The organism is Alcaligenes phenolicus (genome assembly GCF_032063905.1).
Taxonomy (GTDB): domain Bacteria; phylum Pseudomonadota; class Gammaproteobacteria; order Burkholderiales; family Burkholderiaceae_B; genus Alcaligenes; species Alcaligenes phenolicus.
In genome coordinates this window covers 400410-412416 of the sequence record NZ_DAMBOE010000003.1, presented here as the reverse complement: position 1 = coordinate 412416, position 12007 = coordinate 400410, and the positions used below count along the sequence as shown (strand labels likewise).

The window sequence follows — 12007 nt, the reverse complement described above, 5'->3', positions numbered from 1 at the left end:
GATGAAACTCGGTTTTTGCGGTTTGGGATTGATGGGGGCTGCCATGGTGCAGCGCCTGCTGAAAGCGGGTCACGAGGTCAAAATCTGGAATCGCTCCAGAGAAAAGGCCGAACCGCTGGCAGCGCTCGGTGCGCAGATTGTGGACACGCCACGTGAAGCGGCTGAAGGCACCGACGGCGTCTTGTTATGCCTGTTTGATGCCAAGGCTGCCGAGGCTGTGGTGTTCGGTGCGGACGGTATTGCTCAGGCGGTGGGCCTTAAATGGCTGGTGGATCATTCCAGTATCGACCCTGAGGCCACACGCAAATTGGCCGCCCGCTTGCTGGAAAGCTGCGGCGCTGACTGGATTGATGCCCCGGTGTCCGGCGGTATTCCAGGTGTGGAGGCCGGTACGCTGGCCATCATGACGGGCGGCAGTGAAACCCATATGGCTGAAGCCGAGGCCGCCATGCGCGCCTATGCCGGCAATATTACGCATATGGGGCCTTCCGGTACCGGGCAGGCGACCAAGCTGTGCAACCAGGCCATCGTGGCGACCTCGATTGCGGCGCTGGCCGAAGCCATTGGCTTTGCCCAGCGCAATAACATCAATGTGGACAAGCTGGCGCCCGCGCTGGCGGGCGGTTGGGCGGATTCCAAGCCTTTGCAGATCTTTGCTTCGCGCATGATAGAAGCCCAGGCAAAAAGCATCGGTGCGCTGTCCACCATGCTCAAGGATATCGACACCCTGATCGCCAATGCTCAACAAAGCGGTGCGCCTATGCCGGTTGCGGCCAGCGTGCAGCAAATGTTGCGCGTGGCAAGCGCCATGGGTTTGGGTCAGGCCGAAGTGTCTGCCGTGGTCAGCGTCGTTCTGCCCGAGCAGCGCGACGCCTTCCTTAGACAGATAGACGCATAAGACAGGCGGCCCCATGCAACTATCCGCTAATCTCAGCTGGTTGTATCGGCATCTGGACTGGAGCGAACGCTTCGAGGCTGCAGCGGCTGACGGTTTTCAGGGCGTCGAGATTTTACTGCCCTATGACTATGCACCCGCCTGGTACGCCAGTCAGTTGCAAGCTGCCAAGCTGGAGCTGACACTGATCAATACGCCGATAGGCGAGGGGCAAGGCCGTTTGGGCTGGGCGGCCATTCCCGGCGCACAGGTACAGTTCCAGGAAGCTTTTGATCGCGCCCGTGCTGTGGCACAGGCTACCGGCTGCCGCCGTATCCATGTGATGGCGGGCGATGTCAGCCCCTTCGCGCAGGAAGATTGCCGGGCTGCACTGCTTGGCAATCTGGAACAGGCTTTGGCCCTGGCTGAAGCGGATGATCTGGTGCTGACGCTGGAAGCGCTCAACCGCAGCGATATGGCCGGGTACTTCTATTATTTGCCCGAGCAGGTCATTGAGGTGCTCCAGCATTTCAACTCCCCGCGCCTGCGTCTGCAGTTTGACTACTACCACTGCGTCAAAGAAAGCCTGGACGTCCCTTCCAGTGTGGCGGCCTGTGCGCCGTGGATCGGCTATGTGCAGATCGCGGGTGCCGATGGGCGCTACGAGCCGGATCTTGCACAACATGATTTTCTGGCAGGCGTGGCGGTCTTGCCCGCCCTGGCTTACGACAACTGGCTGGGTTGCGAGTATCAGCCTCGTGGGTTGCCCTCAGAAGGTTTGGCCTGGTGTCAGCCTTTGCGGGATCGCGGTGTGCTGGCTGCGCCACGTCGCCGTGATGCGGCTTGCACGCAGGCTGCCGGGAGATAAGCCATGAAGCATGTCTTGATTACCGGCGCCAACGGCTACATCGGCCAAGCGCTTGCCCGTGCGGCGGCCAAACTGCTTGAAGCCAACGAGATTCAAAGCCTGACGCTGACGGATCTGGCTTTTGAGGAGCAAGGCTATCACCACCTGCCTGGGCTGCGCTGCATTAGTGGTGACTTGTCTGATAAAGCCGTGCTGGAGGCGGTGCTGATGCCCGCACCCGACACGGTTTTCCATCTGGCCTCGGTGACCAGTCGGCTGGCTGAAGAGAATTTTGCACTGGGTTTGCGCGTCAATATAGACGGCACGATAGGCTTGTTTGAGCATCTGCGACAGCAAGGCCAGTGTCCCGTTGTGGTGTATGCCAGCAGTATCGGTGTCTTTGGTACGCCACTGCCCCAGCAGGTGGATGACAACACGCCCGTCGCACCTACTTTAAGTTATGGAACGCAGAAGCGGATGGTGGAGCTGCTGCTAGCCGATTACAGCCGCCGGGGTTTTCTGGATGGCCGCTCGGTTCGCTTGCCTACCGTGGTCGCCAGGCCCATGACTGCCGAAACGGCGCTGTCTTCCTTTGCCAGCTCCTTGATCCATGCCTTGGCTGCGGGCAGCACCTACGAGTGCCCCATCGGCCCGCAAGGGTGGATCTGGCTGCTTTCCTTGCCCGCCTGTGTGCGGCACCTTCTGACAACAGCGAGCCTGGAAGCGGCTCGCTTGCCTGCTGGTCGGGTGTGGAATCTTCCCGCCCAGCGTCTTCAGGTGGCAGAGCTGGTACAGGCTGCCAAATCCCGCTATGGCCGGGGGGCCGATGCGGGATTGAGCTTTCAGTCCAACCCTCAGTTTGACCAGCAGTTTGCCCAGTGGCCGCCTTTGACAACGGCAATCGCCACGCAGTTGGGTATGCATCATGACGGCGATGCCGAAACCTTGATTGAGCAGGCCCTTGTCTCCTGACGGGCCTGGCTAACTATACCTATAACGAACTACCACCAAAAAAGGATTTCCCCATGAAGAACCGATGGATTTCTCGCCTGTTGGGTATGGCCTTAACCAGCCTGGCAGTGGCAGCTGGTCCCGCAAAAGCGGACAAGCCTGTGGAGCTGACTTTCTCTGCCTGGATTCCGCAAACGCATGTGCTGGTGGCGAACTTCATGAAGCCCTGGGCCAAAGAGGTGGAGCAGGCCACTGAAGGGCGCGTCAAAATCAACTTTCTGACCAAGGCCGTGACCAACCCGGTTGGGCACCTGGATGCGGTACGCAATGGGATTGTGGATCTGGCCTTTATTTCCTACTCCTATTACCCCGGCAATTTCGATTTGATGAAATTTGCCATGCTGCCGTTCTCGGGCAATAGCGCCGAGTCTACTTCGCTGGCGGCCTGGGACATCTATAGCAAGTACCTGCAAGATGCCAAAGAGCATCGCGGTATCAAATTGCTAGGCATTTATGGTCACGGCCCAGGCAGCGTCTACACCACTGACAAGCAGGTACAGAACATTGCCGACTTCGAGGGCCTGAAGCTGCGCATTGGTGGTGGCATGCAGGCCGACTTGTCCAAGGCCCTGAAGGTGAACGCGGTTGTGAAGCCAGCCTCAGAATCGTATGAGCTGCTGAGCACCGGCGTGGTGGACGGCGTGCTGTTCCCGCCCGAGTCCGTCGCTTCTTTCCGCCTGGATACGGTGGTCAAGCACGCCACGGTTTTCCCCGGTGGCCTCTATGCGGATCTGCACGGCATCATCATGAACCCGAGCGCCTTTGATCGTTTGTCTGAAAAAGACCGCGAGATCCTGATGAGCCTGTCCGGTGAGCATATTGCTCGGCTGGGCGGCAAGGCCTGGGGTGATGCAGACGTGGCCGCCATGAAGATCCTGGAAGAGCACAAGGTGCAGTTTCACCCTGCCAGCGATGAGCTGATTGCCGCCGTCAAAGAGCGTACAGCGTCCTTCGAGCAGGCATGGCTGGATGCCGCCAAGGCCAAAGGCATAGACGGGCCTGCTGTACTGGCCGAGTTCCGTGCCGACCTGAAGCAGCGGGAAAGCGCGAATTGATCAGCACACGCAGACTGTCTTGAACCTGCTGTGCGCCTCGTGCGCCAGCAGTCCCGGAGCTACAAAGCATGAACTCCATTCTCTCTTTATCAAGAGCGGGTCTTCGACGTTTGACCGAGTTATGCATGGTCTCGCTGGCCTTGCTGACTCTGGCTGATGTATTGGGGCGCTACATTTTCAACGTATCGGTCATGGGGGCGGTAGAGCTGACCGAAATACTGATGGTAGGTGTCATTTTCTGTGGCATCGTGTTTGCCACCATGGCGCGCGAACACGTTGTTGTTGATTTAGTGCCTATTCCTGGTGGGGAGAAGGGTGTCCGTGTCGTCCATGTCACCAGCCATCTGCTGGCCGCTGGAGTCAGTGCCTTGCTGGCCATGGTCAGCTGGACACAAGCCGAGTCGGCGGCCGAATACCTGGATCAGACCACCTTGCTGGGGCTGCCATTGGCTCCGGTTGTTTATTTCATGAGCATCATGCTGTTCGTCAACACCATCGTGGAGCTGGCTCAGCTTCGCCGGGATCTGAACGCAGACACCACCCATCTGGAAGAAGAGGCACAGAATGACTGAAGCACTGATTGGCTTTGCAGCCATGCTCCTCTTGATCTTCCTGCGGGTGCCGGTGGCGTTTTCCATGGCCCTGGTGGGCTTTATTGGCGTTGGCATCATGCGCAATTGGCCTTCTGCCTATGCCATGACCGGCGCGGTCGTGCGTGAAAGCGGGTTTCAGTATTTGCTGTCCGTACTGCCGCTGTTCATCTTGATGGGTAACTTCATTACTCAAGCCAAGTTGTCCAAAGAACTGTATGCCGCGGCGTATGCCTTCCTGGGCCATCGTAAAGGCGGTTTGGCCATGTCTACGGTGGTGGCCTGTGGTGGCTTTGGTGCCGTGTGTGGCTCCAGCCTGGCAACAGCGGCCACCATGTCCAAGGTGGCTTATCCGGAAATGCGCCGACTGGGCTATAGCCGTGCGCTGGCTTCTGGCTCCATCGCTGCCGGTGGCACGCTGGGTATTCTGATTCCGCCCTCGATTGTCATGGTGGTCTATGCCATCTTGACCGAGCAAAGCATAGGCAAGATGTTTGCTGCCGGTATTTTGCCGGGCCTGCTGGCCATTATTTTCTATCTTCTGGCGGTGCGCTGGACGATCTGGCGTGACCCCAATGCGGGCCCCCCCGGCGAGCGCATGAGCTGGAAAGAACGTTTGCTTGCGTTGCGCGATGTCTGGGGCGTGCTGGTGCTGTTCATCATCGTCATGGGCGGTATCTACGGTGGGATCTTCAGTTCTACCGAAGCGGCGGGCATTGGTGCTTGCGGTGCCTTTCTGTTCGCGCTGTTGCGTGGCCGTTTGACCTGGCAAGTGCTTTCCAACGTGCTGGTCGAGTCGGCGCGTACCACGGGGATGCTGTTCATGGTGCTGATCGGAGCCTTGCTGTTTTCCAGCTTCATCAACTTCACCTCCATGCCCGGTGATTTGCAGGACTGGGTGCAGCAGTTTGACATGAGCCCGATCGTGGTGATTCTGCTGATTTGTGCGATTTACATCGTGCTGGGCAGTGTGTTGGAAAGCATGTCCATGGTCTTGCTGACCGTGCCTATTTTCTACCCCTTGGTGCAGCACCTGGGCTTTGACCTGATCTGGTTCGGCATCATCGTGGTGGTGGTTACGGAAATCAGCTTCATCACCCCGCCCGTGGGCATGAACGTGATGGTCCTGAAAAGCCTGCTGCCCGACGTGAAGATGAGCACGCTGTATCGGGGTGTGACTCCCTTCGTGGTAGCCGATGTTTTCCGCCTGGCCGTGCTTTTGGCCTTCCCGGTCATCTCGCTGCTTTTGCCCAAATACCTTGGATAAAAACGGATTCGCAATATGATTATCGACCAAAGAACCTATACCATTCCCACCGGCCTGCTTCGCGATTTCCTGTCCTTGTATGCGACGGAAGGACGTGCCGTACAGATTGAGCATTTGGGCCCTTGCCACGGTTACTACACCACGGAAGTGGGCGAGTTGAATCAGGTGGTGCACCTGTGGGCATACGAAGATATGGCCGACCGGGAAGTCCGTCGTAATGCCTTGGAGGCTGACCCCCGCTGGTTGGCCTATCGCCGTAAAGCCGCCGCTGCGGGGCATGTCATACGCCAGAGCAATGCACTGTTGAAACAAGTCGATTTCGACGTTTTTACAAGCGAATGATGACCATGAGCCAGAAAATTCTTCAAGCCTGCCCCTTGCCACCACCGCTGGCGGGCAAACTGCCCGCCTTGTGCCCCGTCGAAACCTTGAGCGATGCGCCTGATCAAGCGGCGTTCTTGCGTGAGCGTGGAGCTGAATTCACGGTGCTGATCACCACCGGAACGCAGGGCGCAGACAAGGCACTGATTGATGCCTTGCCAAACCTGAAAGCGATTTGTAGCCTGGGCGTTGGCTACGATGCCATCGACCTGGATGCCGTCCGTGCGCGTGGGGTGATGCTGAGCAATACGCCGGATGTTCTAAACGATTGCGTGGCCGACTTGGCCATGGGTCTGCTAATCGATACGGTGCGGGGCATCTCTGCTTCCGACCGTCACGTTAGACGTGGTGACTGGCCGCGTGTCGGCCCCACCATGCCAAGCACGCGGGTCAGCGGCAAGCGTCTGGGCATGTTGGGCATGGGCCGAGTCGGACAGGTGATTGCACGTCGTGCGATCGGCTTTGACATGGAGATCCGCTATCACACACGTAGCGCCAAACCCGAGTTGCCTTGGCAGCACGAGCCTTCGCTGCTGGCCTTGGCGCAATGGTGCGATTTCCTCATCGTGGCATGCCCCGGCAGCCCGGAAACGTATCACCTGGTGTCTGCCGAGATCTTGAACGCTCTTGGGCCTGATGGTTACCTCATCAACGTCGCCCGTGGATCTGTCGTGGACGAAAAAGCATTGGTCGCCGCTCTTGAAAACAGCCTGTTGGCAGGAGCAGGGCTCGATGTGTTCGAGAACGAACCTGAAGTGCCTGCCGAATTGCTGAGCAATGATCGGGTTGTGGTATTGCCTCATGTAGGGAGCGCAACCCGTGAAACCCGGGCGGCCATGTGTGAGCTCGTGTTGAAGAATGTGGAGCGCTTCGTCAAGGAAGGGGAGCTGGTGACGCCGGTGAGGCTATAAGGGTTCTAGGGTTCGTAAAGGACCACGCATTGGCAGGTTTGGAGCAATAACTCTGCTTTCAGATGATGACCCAATGCTGAGTATGTAGATAGGGCGTCTGGTGCCAACCAGGGTGATGGCGTATTACTCTGTTCCCCTGGTCTTGGCACAAGCTTCCCCGTCAATTAGGTGTATTTTCCTTGTATGGAGCGATGCGTTCAGTCATATACTTGATGCTTAAACAATTAAATTGAATCGGGCCTTGAATGCCCGGCATCAGGTGGGGAGACAGATTGCATCATGCGGCTCAGTATTCAGGACTTTCAGTTAGCGGCTCAAAGCGGCCTGCCTCGTTTTGTCTATGACTATGTTGCAGGCGGGGCAGAAGACGAACTTTGCTTGACTCGTAATCAGGCAGATTTGCAGGCTCTGACTTTATCGCCGCGCAGTTTGCGTGACACCTCGGCACTTTCAACAGAGATAGAGGTCTTTGGGCGACGATGGTCAGCGCCTTTTGGTATAGCCCCCGTTGGCCTGATCGATGTCGTGCGCCCTCGGGGAGATCTGCACGCTGCGCGTGCCGCAGGCAAGGCTGGCTTGCCGTACATCTTGTCTACAGCCTCCAACAGCCCCTTGGAGCAAGTGCGTGAAGTCTGCGAAGGCCCATGCTGGATGCAGTTGTATGTGATGCAAGACAGGGGTATGGCCAATTCCATACTGGATCGTGCCCGCCAGGTTGGATTCGAGGCCCTGGTTTTGACCGTCGATGTGCCCGTAGGTGGGTATAGAGAAAAGGACATACGCCATGGCTTCAAATTGCCGTTTCGTCCCGGTCCCCGCTTGTTGCTGGATATGGCGTCGCAGCCCCGCTGGTTGTGGCGTCAGGCCTTGGCCGGGCAACCCCAGTTTGTCAACCTGATGCCTACGGAAGGAGCCACATCTGCCCAGGCGCAGGCGGCACTGCTGGCTCGGAGCATGGACCGCCGTTTAGTGTGGGACGATGTTTCCTGGTTGCGTTCCAAATGGGATGGCCCCTTATTGATCAAGGGGGTGCTGCACCCTGAAGACGCGCGGCAGGCCCTGCGCTACGGAGTAGATGGGCTGATCGTTTCCAATCATGGAGGTCGACAACTGGACTGCGCACCTTCAACAATCAGTGTCCTCCCGCAAATCATGGATGTCGTCAAAACGCAGATGCCGGTGTTTATTGATAGTGGTTTTCGGCGGGGTTCGGATGTCGCCAAAGCCATTGCTTGCGGAGCAAGTGGTGCATTCTTGGGGCGCGCCGTGGCCTATGGTTTGGCTCAAGGCGGCGAACAGGGTGTTGCACAAGTGCTTAGCCTGATCGCCCAGGAACTGGAGCGAACGATGATTCTGTTGGGGGCTTTATGTCCGGCAGATTTGGCCCAATGTCTTGTATCCTCTACCGACTAAGGTGTCAGACACTGGCTGAAATCAGCATCGAGAAATTTACCTGGGGGGATTTGTGAAAGGAAGCTGTCTTTGCCAAGGCGTGGTCTTTGATATCACCGGCTCCATTACGGATCTGCTCTATTGCCATTGCCGTATGTGTCGCAAGTCTCATGGTTCTGCGTTCAGGGCGCGGGGCAAGGTAAAGACTAAAGACTTTCATTGGCTTCGCGGGCAGGAGCTGTTGCGCTTTTATGAGTCCTCGCCAGGGGAACACCGTGGCTTTTGTTCTCGGTGTGGATCAAATATTTTGACCAAGTTTGATCAGAAACCCGGAGAGCTAGGTTTGGCGCTAGGTGTATTGGATGATGACCCTGGTGCGCGTCCGACATGTCATGTGTTCGTAGGTTCGAAAGCATCTTGGCATGAGATTACTGATGATCTGTCTCAGTACGAAGCATTCCCGCCAGAGTAAAGGCAAGATTCCGACAGCAGAAAAACAAAACGCCAAGCTTTTGAAAGCTTGGCGTTTTGTTTTATTCGTGGTGCCGGCTAAAGGAGTTGAACCCTCGACCTTCGCATTACAAGTGCGCTGCTCTACCAACTGAGCTAAGCCGGCGAATTGACGATTATAGCCGGGTTTTTCGCCAAGAAGCAATCACCAGAAAAATATTGCTGTGGTGCACACCACGCCAGCCCAGCCAATAGATAGGTTCTGGTTATAAGAGCATGATGAAAATGTCGTTTTAAATGCCTTTTCCCCTACCCATAATCTGATCTATCCAAGCTGCGCTTATATAGATAGCACGCGATTGAACATCAGTGACGGGCTCCGAAGGCCGCGTCCGGGACCTTTGGGGAACACCATGAAATTGAAGTCTGTTGTTGGCTCTGCCTTGTTGTTTGTGTCTTTGCTGGGTGGCACGGCCAGTGCCCAGGTTTCTTTGCTGAACGCCTCGTTTGACGTGGCGCGCGAGACCTTTGCGGCGATCAACCCCAAGTTTGTTGAACACTGGAAAGCGACGACTGGTGAAGACATCAAGATTGACCAGTCTTTTGCCGGCACTTCCCGCCAAGCCCAGGACATTATCCAGGGCAAGAAAGTAGACACCGTTACTTTCAACCAGGTTACCGATATTGAGTTCCTGGCCGAGCGCGGTGCAGTTGCCAAGGATTGGGCCACTAAGTTCCCGAACAATAGCTCGCCTTACTACAGCACCATCGCTTTTCTGGTGCGCAAGGGCAATCCCAAGAACATCAAGTCCTGGGACGATCTTGTGCGTGACGACGTGAAGCTGGTGTTCCCGAACCCCAAGACCTCGGGCAATGCCCGCTATACCTACCTGGCTTCCTGGCTGTATGCCAACGAAGCATTCGGCGGTGATGAGGCCAAGATCAAGGAGTTTGTCGGCAAGGTGCTGGGGAATGTAGAAAGCTTCCCCACAGGTGGTCGTGGTGCGACCGTGGCGTTTGCCCAGAATGGTCAGGGCGACGTTTTGCTGACCTTTGAATCCGAAGTGATCAATATTGCTGCCAGCGATGAGTTCAAGGGCAGCGAGCTGGAAGTGGTGGTGCCACCCGTCAGCGTATTGGCCGAGTTCCCTGTCGCCGTGGTGGACCGTGTGGTCGATCAGAAAGGCACTCGCAAGGAAGCAACCGAATACCTGAAGTTCCAGTACACCCCCGAGATCCAGCGCCTGCTGGCTGGTTTCAACTACCGTGTGACGGATCCTGCCGTGGCCAAGGAGTTCGAGTCCAAGTACGCGCCAGTCAAGCTGATCAATCCTACTGATGTTCTGGGTTCCTGGACTGAAATCCAGAGCCGCCATTTTGCTGCTAACGGGGTGTTGGACCAGTTGCTGGCCAAGTAATTCATGAGTCGTACTCTTGTGGGCGGGGCGCAGGATTCCGGGGCGAAGACTGCGCTAAAGCCCATCTTCTTTCTGCGCCGCCCCGTCATGCCGGGTTTTGGACTGAGCTTTGGCTTTAGCGTCCTGTACCTGTCCATTATTGTGCTGCTGCCTTTGTCGGCCTTGTTCATGTACGTCAGTGACATGAGCCTGGCCGATTATTGGCGTGCAGTGACTGATAAACGTGTTGTCAGCAGTTATCAGGTCACGATCAGTGCCGCGTTTTATTCCACTGTGATTGCCAGTGTGGTGGGCTTCATCATTGCCTGGATTATCACGCGTTTTGAATTTCCCGGGCGGCGTTTGATTGATGCTTTGGTGGACCTGCCATTTGCCTTGCCAACGTCGGTAGCAGGTTTGACCTTGGCGACGCTATTTGTGCCTGGTGGCTGGTTTGGCCAGTTTCTGCCGGAGGGTTGGAAGGTTGCTTATCAATACCCCGGTATTGTGTTGGCCATGACGTTCACCAGTTTGCCCTTTGTGGTGCGTATCGTGCAGCCCGTGATTGAAGAGCTGGGTGCCGAGTATGAAGAGGTTGCCCACACACTGGGTGCCAGTGGCTGGCAGACCTTCAGCAAGGTGGTGTTCCCACCGCTGATTCCTGCTCTGGTGACTGGAGCGTCTCAAGCCTTTATTCGTAGCTTGGGTGAGTTCGGCGCAGTCATCATGATTGCGGGCAATATTCCCTTCAAAACTGAAGTGTCGTCCCTGATGATTTTTGTGCGGCTGCAAGAGTTCAATTACCCGGCCGCTGCCGCGATTGCCTCGGTGATCTTGATCGCATCCTTGCTGCTCTTGTTCACCTTGCAGATGGTGCAGAATCGTCTATTAGGCTGGCAGCGGAGGGCACCATGAGAAAAACACCTAAAAGCACGGCAGACCGCCTGATTTTGGCCTTGGGCATTGTGTTGGTGCTGGGGCTGCTGGTAGTCCCCTTGGTACTGATTTTCTCCAAAGCTTTGGGCGACGGCTTGCCCGCCTTGTGGAGCAATCTGCAAGAGGACTATATGCTGCATGCCATCGGGCTGACTTTGTTCGTGGCGGTGCTGACGGTGCCCCTGAATATGGTCTTTGGCATCTTGCTGGCCTGGTGTCTGACGCATTACCAGTTCCGTGGTCGTCGTTTGCTAAGTACCTTGGTGGATTTGCCTTACGCGGTCTCTCCGGTGGTGGCGGGCCTGTGTTACCTGGTGGTCTACGGTGTGGAGTCGTCCCTGGGGCAGTGGCTAAGTGCGCGTGATATCCAGTTGATGTTCGCCTGGCCGGGTATTCTGATGGTCACTATCTTTGTGACGACGCCTTATGTGGCTCGTATCCTGATTCCCATCATGCAGGCTCAGGGTTCGGATGCACAAGCGGCTGCTCTAAGTCTGGGCGCCAATGGCTGGCAGATCTTCTGGCATGTGACGCTGCCGGATATCAAATGGGCCTTGCTCTATGGTGTGGTGTTGACCAATGCCCGTGCGATTGGGGAGTTTGGCGCCGTGTCTGTGGTGTCGGGCACCATCATGAATCAGACTCTGACCTTGTCCTTGCTGGTGGATCAGCTGAACAACGATAACAAGGCGGCAGCGGCTTTTACAGCGGCTGCGTTGCTGGCGGTGTTCGCGATTGTGTCCGTGATGCTCAAGAGCCTGCTGGAGTGGCGTGTGGCGGCTGGACGTCGCCGTAATCAAGCGGAGGCAGTGCAAGGGTAGATGGTGGGCTGGGGGCTTGGGAAGTATTTTCAGTGGCGTTAGGTGGCTGAGTATTCCCTGAGGTGGTTCAAGTAC

The 12007-nt window shown here is 56.7% G+C and carries 13 protein-coding genes and 1 tRNA gene; 13 read left to right on the top strand and 1 reads right to left on the bottom strand.

The window, feature by feature from the left end:
- Window position 1 precedes the first annotated feature (1 nt).
- The 10 genes from U2949_RS08445 to U2949_RS08400 all read left to right on the top strand — a co-directional run bounded on the left by U2949_RS08445 (window position 2) and on the right by U2949_RS08400 (window position 8800).
- Complete coding sequence (locus U2949_RS08445) at window positions 2–898, top strand: NAD(P)-dependent oxidoreductase (protein ID WP_321287154.1); 897 nt, start codon at window positions 2–4, stop codon at window positions 896–898.
- Window positions 899–911: 13 nt separating this feature from the next.
- Window positions 912–1742 carry a hydroxypyruvate isomerase family protein gene (locus U2949_RS08440; protein WP_321287152.1) on the top strand — a complete coding sequence of 277 codons (831 nt, stop codon included), beginning with the start codon at window positions 912–914 and terminating at the stop codon, window positions 1740–1742.
- A 3-nt stretch (window positions 1743–1745) separates the two neighbouring features.
- A complete protein-coding gene (locus U2949_RS08435) occupies window positions 1746–2693 on the top strand; it encodes an NAD-dependent epimerase/dehydratase family protein (protein WP_321287150.1) in 948 nt (315 codons plus the stop codon).
- A gap of 53 nt (window positions 2694–2746) precedes the next feature.
- Complete coding sequence (locus tag U2949_RS08430; RefSeq protein WP_021447249.1) at window positions 2747–3787, top strand: TRAP transporter substrate-binding protein; 1041 nt, start codon at window positions 2747–2749, stop codon at window positions 3785–3787.
- Window positions 3788–3855: 68 nt separating this feature from the next.
- On the top strand, window positions 3856–4359 hold the full coding sequence (locus U2949_RS08425; RefSeq protein ID WP_321287147.1) for a TRAP transporter small permease: 504 nt from the start codon (window positions 3856–3858) through the stop codon (window positions 4357–4359).
- Window positions 4352–5644 carry a TRAP transporter large permease gene (locus U2949_RS08420; RefSeq protein WP_026483626.1) on the top strand — a complete coding sequence of 431 codons (1293 nt, stop codon included), beginning with the start codon at window positions 4352–4354 and terminating at the stop codon, window positions 5642–5644. The genes U2949_RS08425 and U2949_RS08420 overlap by 8 nt, the downstream gene beginning before the upstream one ends.
- A 15-nt stretch (window positions 5645–5659) precedes the next feature.
- Window positions 5660–5986 (top strand): NIPSNAP family protein, encoded by a 327-nt coding sequence (locus U2949_RS08415; protein ID WP_026483627.1) that lies wholly within the window; start codon window positions 5660–5662, stop codon window positions 5984–5986.
- A complete protein-coding gene (locus tag U2949_RS08410; protein WP_321287370.1) occupies window positions 5986–6936 on the top strand; it encodes a 2-hydroxyacid dehydrogenase in 951 nt (316 codons plus the stop codon). The genes U2949_RS08415 and U2949_RS08410 overlap by 1 nt, the downstream gene beginning before the upstream one ends.
- Window positions 6937–7215: 279 nt before the next feature.
- A complete protein-coding gene (locus tag U2949_RS08405) occupies window positions 7216–8349 on the top strand; it encodes an alpha-hydroxy acid oxidase (protein ID WP_321287143.1) in 1134 nt (377 codons plus the stop codon).
- Window positions 8350–8401: 52 nt separating this feature from the next.
- Window positions 8402–8800 (top strand): GFA family protein, encoded by a 399-nt coding sequence (locus U2949_RS08400; RefSeq protein ID WP_009455449.1) that lies wholly within the window; start codon window positions 8402–8404, stop codon window positions 8798–8800.
- A gap of 68 nt (window positions 8801–8868) precedes the next feature.
- On the opposite strand, the gene U2949_RS08395 is transcribed toward U2949_RS08400, so the two are convergent.
- A tRNA-Thr gene (locus U2949_RS08395) sits at window positions 8869–8944 on the bottom strand.
- Window positions 8945–9191: 247 nt separating this feature from the next.
- On the opposite strand from U2949_RS08395, the gene cysP reads away from it, so the two are divergent.
- From cysP to cysW, 3 genes are read left to right on the top strand one after another with little or no spacing between them, the layout of a single operon-like run.
- Window positions 9192–10196 carry a thiosulfate ABC transporter substrate-binding protein CysP gene (cysP, locus tag U2949_RS08390; protein WP_026483630.1) on the top strand — a complete coding sequence of 335 codons (1005 nt, stop codon included), beginning with the start codon at window positions 9192–9194 and terminating at the stop codon, window positions 10194–10196.
- Between the two features lie 3 nt (window positions 10197–10199).
- On the top strand, window positions 10200–11090 hold the full coding sequence (gene cysT, locus U2949_RS08385) for a sulfate ABC transporter permease subunit CysT (RefSeq protein WP_060185455.1): 891 nt from the start codon (window positions 10200–10202) through the stop codon (window positions 11088–11090).
- Window positions 11087–11932, top strand: a complete 846-nt coding sequence (gene cysW / locus U2949_RS08380) for a sulfate ABC transporter permease subunit CysW (RefSeq protein WP_051316283.1) — start codon at window positions 11087–11089, stop codon at window positions 11930–11932. The genes cysT and cysW overlap by 4 nt, the downstream gene beginning before the upstream one ends.
- Window positions 11933–12007: the final 75 nt, after the last annotated feature.